The 22,374-nt window shown below is 35.4% G+C and carries 18 protein-coding genes; 9 read left to right on the top strand and 9 right to left on the bottom strand.

Features of this window, described 5'->3' with window-relative positions:
- Positions 1-40 precede the first annotated feature (40 nt).
- The gene (metF, locus tag J4Q03_RS12815; protein WP_306840381.1) at positions 41-1,000 is read left to right on the top strand and encodes a methylenetetrahydrofolate reductase [NAD(P)H]; all 960 of its coding nucleotides are present in this window, start codon (positions 41-43) and stop codon (positions 998-1,000) included.
- A gap of 50 nt (positions 1,001-1,050) precedes the next feature.
- Here the strand turns inward: metF and J4Q03_RS12810 are convergent, their stop codons facing one another.
- Entirely contained in the window at positions 1,051-2,205 is a 1,155-nt protein-coding gene (locus J4Q03_RS12810; RefSeq protein WP_426048559.1) for a hypothetical protein, read from the bottom strand.
- Positions 2,206-2,295: 90 nt separating this feature from the next.
- Between J4Q03_RS12810 and folE the strand changes: the two genes are divergently transcribed.
- The 8 genes from folE (at position 2,296) to J4Q03_RS12770 (ending at position 11,754) form a co-directional block, all read left to right on the top strand.
- A complete protein-coding gene (folE, locus tag J4Q03_RS12805) occupies positions 2,296-2,964 on the top strand; it encodes a GTP cyclohydrolase I FolE (RefSeq protein WP_034725871.1) in 669 nt (222 codons plus the stop codon).
- A gap of 4 nt (positions 2,965-2,968) precedes the next feature.
- A complete protein-coding gene (locus tag J4Q03_RS12800; RefSeq protein ID WP_426048558.1) occupies positions 2,969-3,400 on the top strand; it encodes a DinB family protein in 432 nt (143 codons plus the stop codon).
- Between the two features lie 121 nt (positions 3,401-3,521).
- Positions 3,522-4,988, top strand: a complete 1,467-nt coding sequence (gene cysS / locus J4Q03_RS12795; protein ID WP_426048557.1) for a cysteine--tRNA ligase — start codon at positions 3,522-3,524, stop codon at positions 4,986-4,988.
- Positions 4,989-5,402: 414 nt separating this feature from the next.
- Complete coding sequence (locus J4Q03_RS12790; protein WP_426048556.1) at positions 5,403-6,569, top strand: T9SS type A sorting domain-containing protein; 1,167 nt, start codon at positions 5,403-5,405, stop codon at positions 6,567-6,569.
- Between the two features lie 146 nt (positions 6,570-6,715).
- On the top strand, positions 6,716-9,370 hold the full coding sequence (locus J4Q03_RS12785; protein ID WP_426048555.1) for a 4-alpha-glucanotransferase: 2,655 nt from the start codon (positions 6,716-6,718) through the stop codon (positions 9,368-9,370).
- 137 nt (positions 9,371-9,507) lie between these two features.
- Complete coding sequence (locus J4Q03_RS12780) at positions 9,508-10,485, top strand: hypothetical protein (RefSeq protein WP_426048554.1); 978 nt, start codon at positions 9,508-9,510, stop codon at positions 10,483-10,485.
- 180 nt (positions 10,486-10,665) lie between these two features.
- Positions 10,666-11,118 carry a hypothetical protein gene (locus J4Q03_RS12775; protein ID WP_426048553.1) on the top strand — a complete coding sequence of 151 codons (453 nt, stop codon included), beginning with the start codon at positions 10,666-10,668 and terminating at the stop codon, positions 11,116-11,118.
- 126 nt (positions 11,119-11,244) lie between these two features.
- Complete coding sequence (locus J4Q03_RS12770) at positions 11,245-11,754, top strand: ferritin (protein ID WP_034725863.1); 510 nt, start codon at positions 11,245-11,247, stop codon at positions 11,752-11,754.
- A 284-nt stretch (positions 11,755-12,038) separates the two neighbouring features.
- On the opposite strand, the gene J4Q03_RS12765 is transcribed toward J4Q03_RS12770, so the two are convergent.
- From J4Q03_RS12765 to J4Q03_RS12730, 8 genes are all read right to left on the bottom strand, one after another.
- Positions 12,039-12,494, bottom strand: a complete 456-nt coding sequence (locus J4Q03_RS12765; protein ID WP_426048552.1) for a hypothetical protein — start codon at positions 12,492-12,494, stop codon at positions 12,039-12,041.
- Positions 12,495-12,555: 61 nt separating this feature from the next.
- A complete protein-coding gene (locus J4Q03_RS12760) occupies positions 12,556-12,996 on the bottom strand; it encodes a hypothetical protein (RefSeq protein ID WP_426048551.1) in 441 nt (146 codons plus the stop codon).
- Between the two features lie 45 nt (positions 12,997-13,041).
- Positions 13,042-14,034, bottom strand: coding sequence for a DUF5991 domain-containing protein (locus J4Q03_RS12755; protein ID WP_426048550.1), 993 nt, complete (start codon positions 14,032-14,034; stop codon positions 13,042-13,044).
- The gene (locus J4Q03_RS12750) at positions 14,021-18,154 is read right to left on the bottom strand and encodes a PAAR-like protein (protein ID WP_426048549.1); all 4,134 of its coding nucleotides are present in this window, start codon (positions 18,152-18,154) and stop codon (positions 14,021-14,023) included. The genes J4Q03_RS12755 and J4Q03_RS12750 overlap by 14 nt, the downstream gene beginning before the upstream one ends.
- A 4-nt stretch (positions 18,155-18,158) precedes the next feature.
- Positions 18,159-18,962, bottom strand: coding sequence for a hypothetical protein (locus J4Q03_RS12745; protein ID WP_426048548.1), 804 nt, complete (start codon positions 18,960-18,962; stop codon positions 18,159-18,161).
- Between the two features lie 158 nt (positions 18,963-19,120).
- Positions 19,121-19,531 (bottom strand): hypothetical protein, encoded by a 411-nt coding sequence (locus J4Q03_RS12740; RefSeq protein WP_426048547.1) that lies wholly within the window; start codon positions 19,529-19,531, stop codon positions 19,121-19,123.
- On the bottom strand, positions 19,509-20,600 hold the full coding sequence (locus J4Q03_RS12735) for a hypothetical protein (RefSeq protein ID WP_426048546.1): 1,092 nt from the start codon (positions 20,598-20,600) through the stop codon (positions 19,509-19,511). The genes J4Q03_RS12740 and J4Q03_RS12735 overlap by 23 nt, the downstream gene beginning before the upstream one ends.
- Positions 20,601-21,036: 436 nt before the next feature.
- Positions 21,037-22,371, bottom strand: coding sequence for a hypothetical protein (locus J4Q03_RS12730; RefSeq protein WP_426048545.1), 1,335 nt, complete (start codon positions 22,369-22,371; stop codon positions 21,037-21,039).
- Positions 22,372-22,374: the final 3 nt, after the last annotated feature.

Below are 22,374 nucleotides of genomic sequence, written 5' to 3'. Positions count from 1 at the left end.
AACAGGCACTTTAAAGCTAAAATAATAACTAAACTATAAAATGAAGATCACTGAACATATTAAAAATGCAAATGGCAAGACTTTATTCTCCCTAGAAGTTGTTCCGCCTCAAAAGGGGATCGGAATTGAAGATCTGTATACCAATATAGATCCGCTTATGGAGTTTAAGCCCCCTTTTATTGATGTAACCACTTCCAGGGAAGAATATATTTACATTGATAAAGGAAATGGCCTGATGGAACGCCGGATCACCAGAATGCGTCCCGGAACCCTGGGGATTTGTGCCGCCATCCAGCATAAATATAATGTAGATACCGTTCCCCATCTCCTTTGCGGCGGCTTCACCAAAGAAGAAACCGAATACCTTCTTGTAGACTGTATGTATTTGGGGATAGATAATATAATGGCCCTGAGAGGTGATGCTATGAAAGGACATCAGTACTTTGAGCCAACACCCGGAGGCCATGCCAGTGCTATGGATCTCGTTCATCAGATCAATGATCTGGGAAGAGGAAAATATCTTCACAATGATGAAAAAGCCTGTGATGAACTCAATAAATTCTGCATAGGGGTAGCCGGTTATCCGGAAAAGCATATGGAAGCACCCTCCATGAATTATGACCTGAAATGGCTGAAAGAAAAAGTAGATGCCGGAGCAGATTATATCGTTACACAAATGTTTTTTGACAACAAAAGATTTATTGAATTTGTAACGAAGGCGAGAGAGATGGGAATTACCGTTCCTATTATTCCGGGAATTAAACCTATTGCGACCAAAAAGCACCTGAAAATCTTACCGCAGGTCTTTAAAATAGACCTTCCCGAAGAATTGATTAATGAAGTGGAAAACGCTAAAAATAATGAAGCGGTAAAACAGATCGGGGTAGAGTGGGCCATTGCCCAATGCAAAGAACTGCTTGATTTTGGAGTTCCTGTGCTGCACTTTTACTCCATGGGGAAAAGTGATAATATTAAAAAAGTAGCCGGAGAGCTATTCTAATAGAGTTCAAAATGAAAGGAGCCCTGCTATTCAACAGCAGGGTTTTTTATTTAAAGGATAGGATGCCTTTCAAATTCTTTCTCACGGTCAAATAAATATCGGTACGTAGCCAGCTTCCTGGTAACAGTTGTATCAAGACTCTCTGCTATTTTGATCATTTTCGGATTGAAATCTCCTATCCACTGAAGTTCTGTAGTTTTAAAATCCGTATGTTTTCTCAGATGCTGTGTTCCTTCCCAGATCATATAGCCATCGATCCCTTTCTTCTGCCATTCCGGAACAACCCCGAATACCAGTCCTACCATTTTTTCATTCTTTTTGAATTGCTTTATCCACAAAAATTTAAGCTTTTCCAGAATTCCGAACTTCCCGTTCAGATATTTGAACCACTGGTTCACATCCGGAAGATTCATCCACATGGCAATAGGTTTTTCATTTTCATATACAAACCAGGAAATATGTTCATTGATGATAGGTTTCATGGTTCTGAACATTTTGAGGACTTTTGCTTCTTCCAGCTGTTTGCCTTCACCGTGGGAGGCCCATGCCTGGTTATAGATTTCTGTAAAATCTTTTGCAAATTTGGGCAGATCATTCTTTTTCATCGGTCTTGCAGAAATGGCTGGATTTCTGCTGTGCTTGGTATGCATCAGCGTGAAAATCCTTGAAACTTCCGCGAAAATAGGCCTTGAAAAACAAAGCTGTTCAAAATATATTTTGAAGCCATAATTCTCAAAAAGTTCTTTATAATAAGGAAAATTGTAATTCATTCCGAAAAGCGGCTCAGCGAAGCCTTCCGTCAGAAGTCCCCAGAATTTATCCCGTTCCCCGAAATTAATCGGTCCGTCCATTGCTTCCATACCTCTTTTCTGAAGCCAGTTTTTGCAGTGGTCAAAAATAAAATCCGCTGTTTCCTGATCATTGATACAGTCGAAGAAACCCATTCCTCCCGTAGGCTGTTTCTGTTCATAAAGACTGGAGATGAACACGGCCACTTTTCCTACCGTTTCATTCTCTTTGTTTTTAAATAAAAATCTGGCACACTCCCCATCCAGGAAAGACTTATTCTTTTCAGGATCAAAAATCTCCTCGATATCCTGATTTCTGGGTCTTATATAGTTTTCGTCGTGCCTGTAAAGTTGGGCAGGAAATTCTAAAAATTTCTTTTTTTGGTTTTCATTCTGTACTTCTTCGACAATAATCATAAGGCTAAGTTGAGAAAGGATAATGTTTTTCGTTCAAAATGAAATTGATGAACAGATTTTATCCGTATTTTTGTTGCAAATTAAATAAAAATGGTTGATTTTACCGATAACGACGATGATATTTTCACAGGAAAAGAACATACGCCTATTAGGAAAGATGCTTTTGATAAATCGCCACAGGAAAAAATAGAAAAAATTACCGAACTTTTCGGTGAAATTATGGAAACACTGGGGATGGATATGACGGATGATTCTTTAAAGGATTCGCCCAAGCGTGTTGCCAAAATGTATGTCAATGAAATTTTTGGAGGGCTTCTTCCTGAAAATAAGCCGGGAATTTCCACGTTCTCCAATAAATATAAATACCGACAGATGCTGGTGGAAAAGGATATTACGGTATATTCTTTCTGCGAACATCACTTTCTGCCAATCATCGGAAGAGCACACGTTGCCTATATTTCAAATGGTGAGGTGATAGGGCTTTCCAAGATCAACAGAATTGTGGATTACTATGCAAAAAGACCACAGGTTCAGGAAAGACTGACGATGCAGATTGTAGATGCTTTGAAAGAAGCATTGGGTACCAAAGATGTAGCATGTATTATTGATGCAAAGCATTTATGTGTCAACTGCAGAGGAATAAAAGATACGGCAAGCTCTACCATTACGGCAGAATTAAGTGGTATTTTTAGAACCAACCCGATCACCAGACAGGAATTCCTGCATTATGTAGGAAGCCATGCCAAATTAGATTATTAAAAATATGAACTATCAGATTCTAAAAAATATTGTTACTGCCGAACTTCAGAGATTTGAAACAATTTCTGAGGAAGAATGGTCTTATAAAATTTCACCGGAAAAGTGGTCTAAAAAAGAAATTTTAGGTCATCTTTGTGACAGTGCCCTGACTAATATCAGGAGATTTGTGGTAACACAATACAAGGAAAATGATAATATTGTATACGATCAGAATTTTTGGGTAAAAGCACAGAATTATCAGAATATTCCGGTTACAGAATTGATAGGCCTTTGGAAATCCTTAAATTTTCAGATCGTTCATACGGTAGAAAATATTCCTGATGAAGACCTGAAAAGAACCTGTGATACTACAAAAACAGTTCCTCAGACCTTTACGTTGGAGTACATTATTCAGGATTATATTGATCATCTGCAGTATCACTTAAAAGCAATTTAATAATGGTAATATTTAAAAAAGTTTCAAATAAAATTTTTCTCACGACAATTATTTGTTGTGGACAGAATTATTTTAACTAATTTTTAAATTCTTTAATCATTGAATCTTTTAACTTTAAAAAATGCAATTAAAACTATATAACTCCCTTACAGGAGAAAAAGAAATATTTAAACCAATTTTAGAAGGCAACGTCGGCATGTATGTCTGTGGTCCTACGGTGTACAGCAATGTACATTTAGGAAACGTAAGAACATTTCTTTCCTTTGATTTTATATACCGTACCCTGATGCATTTGGGGTATAAAGTAAGATATGTAAGAAATATTACAGACGCAGGCCACCTTACAGACGACGGGAATGTAGATAACGACAGATTCGTAAAACAGACCCGCCTTGAAAAGCTGGAGCCTATGGAAATCGTACAGAAATATACAGTCGATTTTCACAAAGTGCTGGAAATGTTCAACCTGCTGCCTCCCAATATTGAGCCTACAGCAACAGGACATATTGTAGAACAGATTGAATTAACACAGAAGCTTATTGAAAGAGGTTTTGCGTATGAAAGCAACGGTTCCGTATATTTTGATGTTCTGGAATACAATAAAAGAGGCTTGAATTACGGAGAACTTTCAAAGCGTAATATCGAAGAGCTTTTTGCCAATACCCGTGATCTTGACGGACAGGGTGAAAAGAAAAACCCTCAGGATTTTGCCTTGTGGAAAAAAGCATCTCCTGCACACATCATGAGATGGAATTCTCCCTGGGGCGAAGGTTTTCCGGGATGGCACCTTGAATGTACTGCCATGAGCACAAAATATTTAGGAGAGAAATTCGATATCCACGGCGGTGGAATGGACTTGAAATTCCCGCACCATGAATGTGAAATTGCACAAGGAAAAGCTTGCAATGATACGGCTCCTGTTAATTACTGGCTGCATGCCAACATGTTGACTATGAATTCCCAGCGTATGAGTAAATCTACAGGGAATTATATCCTTCCGATGCAGTTGGTTACAGGAGAAAATGATTTTTTTGAGAAATCTTTCCATCCGTCTATCGTACGATTCTGTTTCTTACAGGCACATTACAGAAGTGTGCTGGATATTTCCAATGATGCGATGATTGCCAGCGAAAAAGGTTTCATCAGGTTAATGGAGGCTGTTAAAGTACTGAATTCTGTTACTCCGGATAATGGCAGACAGTCTGAATTTAATCTTAACGAATGGAAGAATAAATGTTATGATGCTTTGAATGATGATTTCAATTCTCCTATTCTGATTGCTCATTTATTTGAAGCTGTAAAATATATTTTTGCTTTAAATGAAGGTAAAGAGACCATCTCAACTGAAGATTTTGAAGACTTAAAATCAACGTTACATGCATTTATATTTGATGTCTTAGGACTTCAGAATATCGAAGAGAATAATAATGAGAAGCTTGACCAGACCTTAAAAGTTTTAATAGAACTGAGAAACCAGGCAAGAAAATCAAAAAACTTCGACCTTTCAGATCAGATCAGAGATAAACTGCTTGCTGAAGGCATCGAATTAAAAGATGGAAGAGACGGAACAACTTACGTTCTGAATTAATCCAAAATACATAAGTACAGCTCCCGCTGGTGACGTGGATTCCGCAGATAAAACTGTTGCAATCCGCGTGATCAGCGGGAGTTCTTTTTTGCCTATTCTGCTTAAGGCCCAATTTTCTTATGACACGAAGCTGGCAATCTTTGCCTACTAAAAATAATATAGCATAATGATCAATCTTTGCGTTTAAAAAACATAAATATTATTAATCTTCTCTACGCCACGCATGCTACTGTCATACGGTAGTGTTATTTGTGAAAACATTTGTGCAAAGGAAAATGACGATTACCAAAACATCAACGTTTTCATTAAATGATTGTAAATATTATGTAAATGATATTATTTTTTTATGATTCAATTTGTAAATTATGTAACTTAGTTGGACTAAAATAATCACGAATCTAAATTCTACATTGTATGAAAAAACATTTATTCCCTCTTTTCCTGCTTGTGTTTGGTGCAAATGTCCAGGCACAGCAGGACTTTTTTGCTATTGCCGGAAAAGAAACTTCCAGTATAGTTTTTAGTGATTTCCGTGTTATGGATGCGGCAAGCGGTGCTTCCGGAGAAAAATTATTTTCGGCAGATACTGCAGCAAAGGTATTTTCCCAGGACAGGAAAGGCATTGTATCTGAAGATAAGAATTCCTACAGCCATTCCCAGGCGGTTACTATGGCGGCTCTGGCCTATGATTCTTCCCATAATAATCTGGTATATATGCCGATGTTTTCTTCCAATATTTATGTTTTGGATGTCAGGACTAAAGAAATTAGTCTGATAGAAAATACTGTTTCAAAAGTAACTTCCTGTGATATCAATTCCCATATGACAAGGATGACTACGGGATATGACGGAAATATTTATGCTCTTAATAATGCAGGAACACAGTTCCTTCAGATCAGCAGAAAAGGAAGTCAGTACACCGTCAGTGATCTTGGGATTATTAAAGACGATGCTTCCAATGGGAAGAATTCATTTACGGCTATTGAAACAGGTTTCGGAGGTGATATGATTGCAGATGCTGACAATAACTTTTATGTTTTCTCAGCTTCAGGAAATGTTTTTAAAGTAACAGTAAAAGAACTGAAAGCAAAATTCGTGGGTAAGATCTCCGGTATTCCTGAAAATTATTCTGTAAACGGATCTGCTGTTAATGCTAAAGGAAAAGTAATCATTGCAAGCGCTAAGGGAGACAGCTTATATGAAGTGGATCTGTTGACTCTGGAGGCTAAAGCTCTTCCAGGAGGAGAAAAACCTCATATTTATGATCTTGCGAGCAGATATTTTGCCAATGACAGAACTTCTTCGGTAAATACGCTGGCTAATATTGATATCTATCCGACCAGAGTAGATGAACATTTTATCAACGTTAATGTAAATGATAAGGCTGTAAAAGGAAATTTAAAACTTAGTGTTTTTGATATTTCCGGGAAAAATGTGATGGAACAGGGCCTGTCTGTAAAAGATGGCTCGCTCAATCAGCAGGTTTATCTCAAAAATTTAGTTAATGGAGCTTATATTATAAGCATTATAAATGAATCCGGTAAAGTAATATTAAGTAAGAAAATTATTGTTACAGAATAAAGCTTAGATTATTGATGTAAATTCCTTTTAACTCTAATAAAATATAAAGCCTTTTCAAGTTATTTTGAAAAGGTTTTTTAATGATTATTTGATCTTCATAAGTTTTATTTTTCGATATTAAAATGTATTTTTATAAAAAAATATAGATGAAGCTATACTTTAATGTAGGATATAATGCAAAGGCCGGACAAAATCTACAGCTCCTGATTGTGGATGGGGAAGGCGCTGTTATCCAGACTCATATCCTGTTTTATGCAGAAAACGGTATTTGGAAATGTGAAGTAGATTATTTCTCAAAATCAATCTCCTATAAATATCAGCTTACCGATGAAAAAAGCAATATTATTAGAGAGGAATTTGTACTCCACAATCTTAATTTCCCTCATAACTACAAGGAGTTTATTATTTTCGATGAATGGAATAACAAGAACTTTCCTGAAAATTATTTAAACAATAAAATCCTTTATAATAAGCTCAACCAGTTTATTCCTGAAAAAGTTGCCGTTTTAAAAAAACATACCCATTTATTCAGGGTTGAAGCACCTGTTTACAATCCGGACTGGGAAATTGCCCTTTTTGGAAGTACAGCTTCTCTGGGAAACTGGAATTATGATAAAGCAATCCGCCTTTCACAGACAGATTTTGGAATCTGGGAAACCTCTGTTGAAATCCCGGAGAACGAATTTATCCAGTTTAAATATTGTCTTTACAGTAAAAAGGAAGGGAAAATTATTGATGTTGAAACAGGCGAGAACAGATTTACAGTTGCCAATCCGTTTAAGGATGTTTTGCAGATTGTTTCCAGCCATTATTTTAAATTCAAGTCTTACCAGATGTATCACGATGCCGGGGTGGCAGTTCCTGTATTTTCTTTAAGAAGCGAGAGCGGTTTCGGAGTAGGAGAATTTTCCGATCTTAAAAAGCTGGCTGACTGGACAAAGGAAACCGGATTGGGAATTATTCAGATCCTTCCCATTAATGATACTACCGCCAATTACTCCTGGACAGATTCTTATCCTTACGCTGCAGTTTCTGTTTATGCTTTGCATCCGCAGTATATTTCCTTAGAAAATCTTGATTTTGCTTTACCGGAAGAATTAGTTTCTGAATATCAGTCTGAAAAAGAAGCATTAAATACTCTTGATCTGATTGATTATGAAAAAATGATCCAGGGAAAATGGAAATTTTTAAAAGCAGTTTTCAATGCAGAGAAAGAGAGAATTTATAAGGACAGGAACTTTAAAAAATTTATAAAAGATAACGATTACTGGCTGACTCCATATGCTGCCTTCTGTGTGCTTAGGGATAAATATAAAACTCCGAATTTCAACGACTGGAAAACCCATAAGAAATATATTGCAGGAAAAATTTCACAGTTTTTTACTACAAAAAGTAAAGATTATGATGCTTCCATGCTTCATGCCTGGGTACAGTATCAGCTTCATTTACAGTTGAAAGATGCCGTAGATTATACCCACAGCTTAGGAGTGTCTTTAAAAGGGGATCTTCCGATCGGTATTTACAGGTATTCTGTAGAAGCGTGGACGGAACCCGAGCTTTTCGGAATGGATTTTCAGGCCGGAGCACCACCTGATCAGTTTACAGAGCTGGGGCAAAACTGGGAATTTCCGACATACAATTGGGAGGCAATGAAGGAAGATGATTACCGCTGGTGGAAGAACAGGTTTAAGGCACTTGAGCAGTATTTCGATGCCATGAGAATCGACCATATCTTAGGATTTTTCAGGATCTGGAGAATGCCAATTTCTGCTACACAGGGGATTTTAGGCTATTTTTATCCTGCGGTTCCAATTGTTCTTGATGAGTTTAAAGCAAGACATATTCCTTTTGATTTCAACAGATATTGTAAGCCTTTCATCAATGAAAAAATTTTGTGGGAGTATTTCGGAGAAGAAAGCAGCCAAGTTTTTGAATTTATTAACAGCAATAATGACGGGACCTATTCATTCAGAGAAGAATTTGATACCCAAAGAAAACTGGCTGAATTTTTCAAAAAAAATCCTAAAGGCTCTATAGAGGAAAAGCTTATTTCTTTATGTGCTAATGTTTTGTTCCTTACTGAAGAAAGGAATGGTGAAACGGTTTATCATCCAAGATTTAATGTATTCAATACCGACTCCTATACCTATCTTCCGGAATGGGAAAGAAAAGCAATTTATGAGCTGTATCATGATTATTTCTTCAGAAGACAGGATCATCTGTGGTATGAAAAGGCCATGGAAAAACTTCCGGTTATTCTTAACGCAACGAAAATGCTGATCTGTGGTGAGGACTTAGGAATGGTTCCTGCCTGTGTACCTGTTGTAATGGATGAATTGGCGATCATTGCTTTAAAAGTGCAGCGAATGCCATCGGAGAATATTCCGTTCTATAATCCTAAAAAAGCTGATTATATGAATGTAGTGACGGCTTCCTCACATGACAGCTCAACGCTGAGGCAATGGTGGCAGGAAGATCCTGCACTGACGCAGAAGTACTTTAATCAACAGCTGATACAGTACGGAAAGGCTCCGGAAGAAATGGATTCCTATCTTGCAGAGATCATTATGAAACAACATCTTTACACTGAAGCGATGCTGGCTGTTTTCCCGATCCAGGAGTTCCTGGCAACGGATCCAGAGCTGACCAATCTGAACATGGATCATGAAAGGATCAATAATCCTGCGGTTTTCCCTCATTACTGGCGATACAGAATGCATCTAAAACTGGAAGATCTAAAAGATAAGAAATCTTTCAATGAAAAAATAGCCTATTGGATAAAAGATAGCGGAAGGTCATAAATTTAACATTTGATTATCAGTGAGTTAAAAGTAAATTAAAAGAAGTTTCATCTTAGGATTTAACTTCTTTTTTTTATTTACATCCAAAAGATAGAATAGAGATATTCTGCTATATACTAACCAATTAACGATTAGAGATGAAAAAAATACTTTTGGGATTTGCCTTGGGACTGGCAGCTTTGTCTTCCGCCCAGCAGTATCCAAATAACGGATGGGGAGATGACGGATATTACCAGAATGGAGATGGATATTATGATGATGAGGACGACAGAGATTATTTCCCGGATGACTATTACTATAACTATCCTCAGGATTATTACCCAAGCGATTATTACCAGGGATACTATAACGATTACAGAAACAGTGTTGTGAATATCAACTGGAATGTATTTTTCAGAGATAACAGGTTAAATAGATGGCAGATTGATCAGATTTTAAGTCTTAACAATCTTTATGTAAATTTTTCTACCTGGAATAATTTTTACAGATACAATCCGGACAGATGGTATTATGACAGATTTTATGCATTGGAAAGAATTTTAGGACCCAGAGTATTTGTTGTTTTCCAAAACAATTATTACCGTGGAGCCAGCCCGATTGTTTACTTTCAGAATTACAGAAGAACGTATTATGCACCGAGATATGCAGTAATGCCGAGATACAGAAATGTAAATATCAATGTATACAGAGTAGACAGGTCGAGATTCCGAAGAACGGATAATCCAACTTTTAATGTGATCAGAACAAGCAGATCTGATGGATTCAGAGGATCCAGGGATCATCATAATTCCGGAGGCTTCCGTAAGCAAGCTGAAAATAACAACGGTTTCCGCAGTAATGAAAATAATGGAGTAAGAAATAACGGAGGATTCAGAGGAAGTTCTGAAAATAAAGGAGCAAGAGACGGGTTTGGAAACAATGGTGGTAATGGTGGTTTCAGAGGAAATGATGAAGCGAACAGAGAAAGAGCTCCGAAAAGAGAAAATAACAGTGGAGGCTTCAGAGGAAACAACGGAGGTTCCAGAACTGAAAGCTCACCTTCAAGATCACAGAAGAACAACAGCAGTGAAAACAGAGGTGGTGGTTTCAGAAACAGATTAGTAAGCAACAGATAATAATTTTCATATATTATATTTAAGTGGTGTGAAGGGCAGGTTTTAGGATCTGTCCTTTTTTTATGTATTGTTTATTATTTTGATATTAAAATTTAACATTTTTTATGAATATTTCGATTTAACTTGTGTTTTAACTATTAATCAAAGATATATATAACAATTAATTAAATATTTTTTAAGATGAAAAAATTAGTTTTAGCAATAGCATTTATCGGAATCGGAGGTTTTGCAATGGCACAACAAACCACAACAGCTCCACAGGACAAACAGGCAAGAAGAGCAGAGATGCATCAAAAAATGCAGCATAAACATCAGGAGCATCTTGATCAGATGCAGAAAGATCTTAATCTGAACGATTCTCAGGTAGCGCAGATTAAAAGCCTTCATGAAAAAAGAAAGTCTGAAATGAAAGCTGACTTTGAAAAAAGTAAAGAAGCAAGACAGGCTAAAATGGAAGATATGAAAGCCAAGAGAGCCCAAATGGATGCGGACATGAAAAAAATCCTGACACCTGATCAATATGATAAATGGCAGGCTGACAGAAAAGCAAAAATGGAGCAGAGAAAGATGGCAATGAAAGATAGAAAGATGATGAAAAAGACTATGAATACTGCAGCTCCGGAAGCAAAATAACAATTCATAATTTTGATTTTTTAATGTGTGAAGGACGGGTTTTATCCCGTCCTTTTTGTATTAATTTTCATTAAAACTTTTGATTTCGGGCTTTTATTGCGTATTTTTGACTATAAATTTATACTTATGATCAGCGAAAAAATTGCAACGTTAATTAACGAACAGATAGCTCACGAACAATATGCAGCACAATATTATCTTTCAATGTCTGCCTGGTTTTCAGGAAAGGACCTTGACGGAATTGCCAATTACTTCAGAGTTCAGAGCAAAGAAGAATTGATGCATGCGGATAAAATGTTTGATTTTTTAAATGACGTAGGCGGGGAAATCATCATCGGAGAAATTGCAAAACCTCCACATGAGTTCGAAAATGCTACTGATATTTTCGAAAAAGCACTGGAGCATGAGAAAAAGGTAACCAGAAGTATTTTCAACATTGTGAAAAATGCCAATGATGAAGGAGATTTTGCAACAACATCTTTTATGCAGTGGTTTATCAATGAGCAGGTAGAAGAAGAGGCTAGTGCTTCACAGTATGTTACAAAAATCAAGATGGTGTGCGATAATCCATCTGCACTATATCTTTTTGATCAGGAATTGTCTCAGAGAGTTTTTGTACCTGCGACAACAGCTTAAATACATTATATTGTAGAATCCGCCCCGCCGTTCGGAGAACGGCGGGGCGGATTATTTTAGGGACCTTCTGAAGTTATCCACAAATATTTGTGACAATAATGCATAATTGTTGATAACATCTGTTATTTTAAATTTGCTTACTTCTTTTATTTATAGGTATTGTGAAGTGTTTTAAGAGTTATCCACATTGTTTGTGGAAAACTACAGAGTCAGACCTTTTATTGTGATAGCTCGTAGCATATGAATTGAAATTTTCTCTTTAGAAAGAGTTTAAAAAGGAAAGCTCATTTTAATTTTGATAATTCTATCCATTCATTAAATGTAGCTTCTCCTCCCAGACCCTGAACAAAATAGGTATTGTTCTCATTTTTAATTTTGAAATTGGCATTTTGTGACTTACAGTTTTCTTCATTTCCTGAATAATATAATTCAAGCATATCATTATTTGCAATAGCTTTATAGTCACCATTACATCTGATAGGTTCATGATAGGTACTGGTAGTTAGAACAGCAACATCATTTTTTATAACGAAATGATATGTAATATTGGCCATACCGGAAGTCGTTTCTTCTGTTTCTACGGCTGCTGAGAATTCTCCCTGAAATTTAGGTTCAGATAGTTTTACATTTTCAGTAAGCTTTGTAAAGTATTTTTTATTTTCATCATGGGTTTTGCAGCTGATTAAAAATAAATAGAGCATTACTAGTACCCATTTTTTTACTTTACTATCTTTATTCATTATTATATTTCTAAAATTAATTAATTCTGTCATAAGCATTTTGGGGATTTTATTTCAGGCTTTATTTCCCACACTTACTCATAATAACAGGATTATCATTGCTAATAAGAGGTTCTGTATACTGTCTTTGCTTATTTACTTTATTATAGAATCCAAGCCAATTAAATTCAATTTTGTTATTACCTAAATTTTTTACAATAGCAATTTCCTTGTCATTAAAGTAGACTTCTGAATATACATCCTTTGAACCTTGTCCTTCTAATAATTTTAGTTTATACTTAGTAACATTTTTTTCAGTTTTATCATTGATTTTTATTAAATAAATATAATACTGGTTAGGTTCAACAGCCATAATCAATTCATTATCTTTGATTGTAATGCCTATTGGACTTTCACAATTTACATTCCATGTGCCAAGTAAATTAGCATGAGAAGACTTATTGTTTGATTTCTCACAACTCAAAATAGATATCATTAAAAAATATCCGATTTTTAAATTCATGTTTTCTTAATTATATTAACAGATTATACATATCCTTAATCTCTTTTAATCATTTTTGATCATCAGCAACTCTTTATCATAATTCCATTTATTATCAGCTACAACAGGACTTTTTAAATAATATTTTCCCTCTTTATGTATGATAGAACCCAGATTAGTAAGATTAGAATGGTCAGAAAAGCCATCTCCATCAATTGCTTTTATGTATTTTAGAGTTAATTGGTTTCCATTTTTTTCTATTTTGCATAAATCAGTGAAATAGGTTTTGTAACCCATTCCCGAAAAAGTACACTTCCCATTAGTAATCTCTATATCATAGTTTATTGACATTTCTGATACATTATCTAATTTTCCATAATCTATATTTAATTTATAAGTGCCTAGCCAATGGTTATTTTCTGTTGAGTTTGGAGGTTGTATTTGATTGATTGACGTTTTTTTTATAACTTCTGATTTAAAATATTCAGGGAAGTTATTTCTAAAAAAATCAGAATTAATATAAGGAGGTAACACCTCTGATTTAAGATCTTTTAATAATTTCCATTTTTTTTCGACAGAATTATAAATATATATATATGCTATACTTTCTTTTTTAGCATATATACTCTCCTCGGTACAACTTCCATCTAAATACTCTTTTGCAATTTGGTATGAAAAAATATTATAATTATCGCTTTTATTTTTTAATAAATTAGAGATCTTTACATTATCCTTTTCTAAATTAATATTATTGAAATCGTAATCTTTTAAAAAAATATTTTTCCAGAAGTTTTGTAATACCTCGGTCTTAGGAATGTAATGGATTGTAAAATATCCTAACTGATTACAATCTAAGTAAGATCTTAATGGATGATCTGCAATGTTTGACTCGTCAATAATTAATGAATATTGAGGAACTCCAAATTTTTTATTAAAAAAATCTATACTTTTAGTTTCTTTTTTTTCTTCATTTTTTCCTGAATGCTGATTTTGTGCATCTCCTTTACAAGAAATGAACAGAAACAGGACTAATGTGTAAATTACTTTATTTAATTGCATTCCCTTTATTATCAAATTTTGTTTTCATATAATCTTCAGGCTGTAACCTATCCTTACCAAAAAAAGTAGCTGCCCCACTTCCATTAGAACATGCTTCAATATGTACATGCCAATTTTCTTTGTTTATACCTCTACCCGGAACTCCATTTGGTAGACTTCCATCCGATGCATTTCCAGTAGACCCTGATAAAGCTATTTTTTGACCATGTTTGACCGTTTCTCCTTCTTTAACATATACTTTATCTAAATGACAATATAATATATATACTATATTTCCATTTTTGTCTTTGGACTTTATATTTATGACATTACCAAGTTTTTTTTCTCCATATTGATTGGTTTTAAAAGAGGTAATTATTTTTTCTACCTTACCACACATTAATGAATGTACTTCTTTATAGATTGGCCCGGATAATATATCTACGCCTTTATGTCCTCTGCTGGATCCTTTATCAAATCTATTATTATTTTTTCCTCCGTTGTCGCTGCTTATTATTGGACTTTCCCATACATCTGCATAATCAAGACACTGCGAACCATCCTTAGAACATAATGAAATTTCTGATGGATTGTTTTTATCATTATTCTTTCCACATTCAAAATTACTTTCTTTATTTGCGGTTCCTTCGGTAATATAAACTTGGACTTTTGCTTTAATTTCGGATTTCCAAATTTTACCATCTTTATTAGTATCTAAGCCGTCATTCTGTTTATAAGCAGTTACTCTTAAGTTTCTGAGTTTTTCGGGTTCATTTGTCCTTGTAGTTAATTTATCTAAAGATGACGCAAAAACTATATGATCATCTTTACGGGAGGATACTGGAAATAATACTTGTAGATAAAAATCAACAAATTCAACTGTTTTATTTCTTAAAGGTTCAAAATATTTTTTAACGTAATCTAACTGTTGTACTGCTGTCATATCAGCAAATTCTTTTACTCTTTTTAAATACCAATCTTCTTTTTGTTTTGTTTTTTTATTATATTTTTTTCCATAGTAATTCTTAACATTTTCTACAGTAATTTTTTTCCCAAGCAAACCTGCTGCTGTGTTTGGCATGAACTGTATTAACCCTGTTCCTCCAGAATCAGCTTGGTTAGGGGCATCAGGCTTAAATGTTCCGCCACTTTCCCAACGGAAAACAGCCATTAAGTTATTGGCCATTTGTATTTTATTTTCCTCACCCCATAGATCTTTACATATTTCTACAACTTTCTTCCTGAATTCACAGTTTACATTGGGATGACCGCCCCAAATTAAATCATAATCTCTACAAACACATGTTCCAGTATTAGGCTGTGGCGCCTGCTCACTTCCCACAATCACCGCACCAGTATAGCTGGCTTCTTTTAGAAGAATACTTTTAGGAATTAATGTGGTGTTACATAAAGTATCTGAGCTGCTGCCATTCAGAAGTTCATTGTCTTTTTCATCATAAATAATGGCATAATACTTCTTAGTTTTTTTATTCTGTTTGGCGTCTTTCAGTTTACCCCAGTTAATTTGGGCTGCTAAAGTTCCATCTTCTCCTACTGTTCCTGTAGTTAAGAGTTCTTTACACTCCTGATCTATCGCCCAGTTGATATCTTCAAATATTTTTATTTTCAGTTTCGTTCCCTTAGGATAGGTTGTACTGGCGTATACCCAACTGATAATGTCATAGTCTACAGGCATATGTCTGGCTCTGCCATTCTGCTCTCCTATAATAGCTCTGTACACTGTTTTTTCATTATTTACAGTGAGGTATTTGCTTGTTTTTTCCACAGGAGTAATATCTTTCAGAGGACTGTTTTCAAAGCCCAACAATTTTGCCTTACCATACAGTTTAACTTCTGAAGATAAATCGTTGGCAGTTCTGTCTTTTACTTTTTTAGTAAGCTCAATGCGGTGTGAGGCATAAGTTTTATCATTTTTTCCTGTGATTTTCAGCTTGTTTTCAGTATTTGAATACCCAAGATCATCACCAGATACATTGTCAGAATCGTAGATAGCAAGTTCTATTTCTTCACCTTCAATATTTTCTCCTTTCACACAGAAATCTACTTTCTGGCCCCACGCTGCGTGGCTGATCTCACTTCCGCCGAAATCATTCCAGAATCCCTTGGTTATTTTTGCCTCAACTACATTTACTTTCTGTGTCACTCCCTTACCCTTTATTTTACTGGTAATACTTAAAGTTCCCGGAGTTTTTGGAGTAAAAGCTATGGATTTTCCGGTAACTGGGGTAGAGAATCCTTGCCAGTGTATGGTTTCATTGGGAAGAAGGTCTGCAAATACCATTTTATCCACAGTGGCTGTTATAGGTTTTCCTACTTTCGGAGTTCCGCTTAAGGTGAAACTGATAACGTCATTTTCCTTCACTTCAAAATGCCAGTCATCATCTTCTTTTTTTGCATTTTTTCCGGTAGCGTTGGCGGAGATGCTGTAGGCTTCCACGATATATTTTCCCGGAGCCATCAATTTGGAACCTGGTATGGTGAAGCTTTTTCCGGTTCCCTGGAGAATACCGTTAAGGTTCCATTTGATTGCTGAAGATTCATCAGAAGTAAGGTCATAGGGAGAATTATCTGCTCCGAATTTATATTTCATTCGGGAAACACTGAAAGACATAGCAGTTCCGGGTCTTACAACCTCTGCGCCATGACTGATGCCCAATACAGCATTGCCTTCCGTTTCTCCGGCTATCTGCTTTTCTACGATTTCACCTTTATCATTGGTGAATCTTGCTGTAATGGTATATTTTGCTTTGGTGTTTGTAGGTGTGAAGGTGAGGATTTCTCCATTCTCCTGAACGCCTTCCGTAATGGTATTCCCACTTCCGTCCTGCACGGATAGTGTAAGTTTTGATTTTTCTTCTGCCGTAAGATCGGGAATGAAAAATTTAGCTTTGAAAACTGAAGGAACTCCTTTTCGGAATTTTCTGTTTTTGGAAGGATCGATTCGCGTAGTAAAATCAGCGGATGTACATTCAATATCGATCAGCGTATTTTCAACCACTTCCACATCAATGGAGCAGGAAGGATCGCATTTGTCATATTTTCCTTTTTCAAAATCCTGATTTTTAGGTTTTCCGTAACCTTCTATTCTGAATTTCCCCAACCCTTCAAAACTCTGTGAAAACTCTGTTCCGATTTGCTCTCTCAGGAAAATTCTGTTTTCTTTCTTCCCTTGATGATCACTGTAAATTATCCATGAAGTAAGCTGTTTGTTACCGTTTTTCAGATTGGCCTTAAAAGAAGCTTCTTCATCTTTTCGGAGATAAATAATACTGCTTTTATTTTTAGAATCGATTTCTTTAAAAGCTGTTCTGTTTTCTATTTTAGTTAAAATAATAGAAGTCACGGAAGGGTACTCTTCTCTTTTCTTAGGCTGTTCTATTGCCGGATTGACCATGGCAAGTTCCATCGAATTGGTATTGTCGGCGTGGGCATTACTCACTGAGTCGGTTTGTCCATGCTTAAATATCTTAATTGTTCCACCTGCGGTACATTGCAGTTCCGAGATTTCCGTAAGGGTGTTTTTGCCCATGACCTGTGTGCTTTCATAGGTCTTGATCCATTTTGGAGCCGGAGTTAACGCACAGGGGAGATAACCTCCCGATGAAGGTTTCAATTTACATTTTCCAAAGGTGGCAACGGGAGGGATAAACGTTTTATCCTCTTCAGTCGCAGCTAATTTACCCTGCTCATCATTCAGAACAATAATGGAGTGGGTGGTCACCTGTAAATCGGCAGTCTGTTTTGGATTTTCAGCTTTGTCGCACACGCATTTTGCATTGTGAACGACAAAATATTTTCCGTCATGGTCGCTTTTGGAAGCTTTCTCTTCTTTTTTCTGCTCTTCTTCCTTTTTCTTTTCCTGATCTTGTTTCTGTTCAGCACTTTTTTGCTCTTCTACCGGATCGGGTGGAGGAGTCTCACCATTCATGGTATAAATTTCATCCTTTGGCGGAGTCTGGAGAATGAACCCTGCATAAGGGATATCGGATGCCGGCTGACCGGAGCCAGCATAGTCATTATGATACTGTTTAAGCTTTGTCCAGTCTTTGATACCCAGTTTTTTAGCGATATCCTGCAGCGTTTCTCCGCTCTGAACTGTATATGGAATAGGTGCTGACATATTCTTATTTTGTTTCTAGGGTGATGGTGTGCTGGTAGTAAAATTTATCTTCTGCCTCAATACAAATGCAGGTTTCTGCTTTTTCCATCCTTCCGGTTTTACCGGTATAGCTGATGTTGTTCTGAAAGTCTGCATAGAGCGGAAGATGCTCTTCGTCGAAGCTGACGTAATAATCATGTTGATGAATGTATCTGATCAGATCGTTCATGATATCCTGGGCATTGTCAATTTTAGGTTCAAAAGACAGTGTGTTTTTCTCCTTTTCATATAGGGTTTCCCCTTTCCATTCTGAAGTTCCAATGGGTAGAACTCTCCACGAAGTTTCATACTGCCTTTTAGGATTAAATTTCTGCATACCATATTCCAGCATTTTGATAAAGTGGAGCTGTTTGATGAAATGGGTGAGTTTTTCATCAGTTTCAATGGCTCTGAAGAAATTCGTCTGGATGTGGTCGATACCTTCTCCACTGTAGATATCATAGATACTGATGTCTGCTTTTTGAATACGTTTTCTGATCTCCCCAAGGTTTTCAATGGAAAAATTGTATTTGTTTATTTTACAGGTTATGGGAAACAGGGCATCCATATAGGTGTTGGATACCTCAAGAAATTTGGTGTCTATTTTCTGTCCATTGACCTTAAAATTCGATCTGTTGATTAATATTTCTTCACTGTCTTTTTTTCCGGGTTCTATGTACAGGGTGTAGGAGAGTAAGGCATCATGCTGCTCTCTCCCTATTTTTATAGTGCATTGATCCTGCACCGAATAGGTAGAAGTCGGGGAAATATCTGGTGCTGAGGTGGTCATGTTTAAATTTTTTTCAGTTTTTGTGTTGTGATTTATTTTTTTTGATCTTGAAAAGTTTAAATCAAATTTTGTAAATTGTTATAATTAGCTTATTATCAATGAATAATAGGTAATAGTGAAATTCAAAATAGGCTATTAATGATGAGTAGTACTTAGTATTATTTTAAATGAAAATCTATTTTATTCGTTGGCTTAGTAATATCCTGAACAATAAGAGATTTGCTGTATCCCTCTTTTACATTATCAATCTGAACATTACAGCTTTTATCAAAATGAATAGAATAATGTCCATTTTCATTTGTAATTACTGGCGTTTTTTCTCCTCCCATATAACTTTCACCGTCTCCACCCTCATAATAATAATTTGTAATGTATAAGGTGTAATTTTCAACAGTTTTTTTATTTTGATCATAGACATACCCTTCTATATTTACGTTATTAACGTCTTTATTTGTAAAGGAAAAAAGATTCTTTATCATCGTTGGAAATATTAAATAATATACTGCAAGTCCTAAAGCTATTAATGAAATTACTATAATCATTATTTTATTTCGGGTATTTGTACTCATCTATTCTCTTTTTAAAAATTGAAATTATTGTATCGAATTTTTTTTGTTGAATATTTCCATGGGTAACATCTGGAGAGGTGGCATTAATATTATCAACTTTGTTCCTTCCTTCTGCTGTATGCGGATACCCTCTGGAAGCCGGGGAATTTGAGAATCCATCACTTGAACTCCCTTCGCTGGAATTAGGGTTATCACTGTTTTTTCCTGATTTACTAGAGCCGCCTGACGCTTTAGTCTGATAAATATTTAATGTATATCCAACATTATCCGGGACTGAAGTATCCACTGAAATTTGATGCAATGGCCCATCAGTACTATCAACTATAACCATAGTGTCAACAGGTAAATTAGAAGCATCTATTCTTTCCGCTAAGTTAACAGCATTATCACCTCCATAACTGTAACCATATATGATTATTTCATAACCTGGCCGGTAATTTTGAATGATAAAATCATAACCTGTGGATACCCCGTATTTTTCTAGGGCAGCGGGTGCTATAATAGCTCCAACAGTTTCATGACCTTTAGATTTTGCATACTTCATTATATGATTATAAATTACTCCGGTATATCCTGTGTCATCATTTGATTTACCTTTTATTTGTCCCCGTCCAAATGGGCCGCCATGAAAAAACACTAATAATACTTTATGTTTCCTGTATACTTTTAATACTTGATTATCTTGATATGCTAAGTCAACTGCTTTATCTTTATAGGTAACTTCACAATAGGCTTCTATTTCTTCTCCCTTTTCACCGGTTCCTTCGATCATATTATCCCAATCCCCACGAATTTTAAAATCATATTGAACTACCGAACCTCTAATGCTCACTTTCTTGGCAGAACCTAATCTTGTGTCATTCATCCAATCTTTTTCATAAAATTGCAGCGATAATAAATCTCCGGTTGAGACAAATGGACTGAGGAGGATGTTAAACCTGACCGTATCACCAAAATAAGCACGCTTAATGGGCTTATTATTTAGGTTTGTCCAGTAACCATATATCACATTACCTTCTAATTTACCATTTTGCAATTTTTCAAAACTGACTCCAGCTGATGTACCCATAATCATTTTAAATTTTTGGTGAATTTTTTATTTATTAATACAAAAAAGATAACATAAAGAATAATAGATATAATTATTGGAATTATTGATTTTGATAAAACTTCTATATTAATTTCATTCTCTGAAAAGGTACTCCAATCCGCCTCTCTTGTTTCAAATATGCCAACATTTATATATTTAAACCACATAATGATCAAATAGAACAGAATCACAATTAAGCTAAACCATTTACTCCATTTTATTCTATCAAAGATAATTTGGATAATGAAAATTGGTACAACAGTAATAAATGCTTGTATAATTAATTCAACATGAAAAGAACAATCTATACAAGCAGACGAAATATTACTTGAATATTCTCCCATCGCATAATATGCCTGGAAAACTGTTAAAATAAAACAAAGGATGCATATCACTATGCTTTTAAGAATATTCATTATCTAGGAATTGCTTTTTTATTTTTTTCAAATTTATATACTTGCGCGGGAAGCCCTTTAGGTGTTGTGCCAGCCATTGGTGGAGCATAAGCACCCTGTGGATTCCACAATGCCTCATCCCATTGATGTAGACGGTGTGCTTCTCCATTTAAATCTTCATCTTCAATTTGTATGTACTTATTTTTATAGGCTTTATTATCTTTATCATCCCAGGTTGATTGATATTCTGACCTTTTTATATAAGCATATACAGTTGCATTAAAATAATCTGCTAATTTTTGAGCTAAACTTTCCTGCGGTTTCACCAGTTCTATCCAATTTGAATCATAAGTATACTCTTTTTTTGATGCTTCGGGTCTATTGTCTAAATTCCCTGTTCTACAAGCAAAGGAATGTATTATGGGACTGGATACAAATGACTCTTTCTTTATTTCGGAAATATGTTTAATTTCAAATCTTTGGTTTAGTTGGTTTTTACCGTCTAAACCAAAGTCAAAAATGCTTGGGAGGCCATGGGCAAATACTTTGATAGTTGATATTTTTACATCTCCTCGAATGACTTTAGAATCGCCTTTGTTAAGATAATTTATGAGGTCTGTGACAGTATTGATTTTCTTAAAGTTTACATTGGCATTAAATGCTTTGGCACTATTTTCAGGATTCGAAAGTTCTTCTGAATTATAGCCATCTGTAAACATAAGTATCGTTAAATTTTTATACGCAGAATAATTTTGTCTAATTTCTCTTACCGCCTGTGCTGGGAACATCATTTTATTTCCATAGTTTGCAGAGTGCTGCTCCGTTCCCACGATCAAAATAACTTCTTGTTGTGCAATTTTAGCTTCAGCACTTACGTCTTTATTGGCTTTCTCAAAATAGGCGTAAATTCTTATTTTAGATGCCTGAGTAGCGGATTTAACCATGAAGGATATGTTTTTAGACCCTTTAGCTCCAGAATCTGTAGTTTCAACTATTTTACTGTCATCATATTGACGCGCCCACTTTAATTCCTTTAATTCCTTTTCTTCTGCTTTCCTATTAAATTGAGTTGCTTTAAATGTATACCATTTATCTTTTTCCATTAAAGAAATTTTCATCTCTTTATCATCAAAAGGACCCTCAACCTTCAATACTCGAAGTGCTACTTTATTTTCTCCAGCGGATTTTCTTCCATGGCCCTGTAAAATAGCTTTTTTTTGGCTGGAAAGTTCAAGGTTCTGTTGTGTTGCTTTAATAATCACTTCTCCGGATTCCTCATGAGAAACCTTGCTTAGAGAAGTATAATTATTCGTAACCTGTACGGTGATATTGTTTGCTTTTTTTACAATGGCCATATC

The organism is Chryseobacterium sp. NFX27, assembly GCF_049887855.1.
GTDB lineage: Bacteria > Bacteroidota > Bacteroidia > Flavobacteriales > Weeksellaceae > Chryseobacterium.
This window is presented reverse-complemented; position numbering and strand designations above follow the sequence as displayed.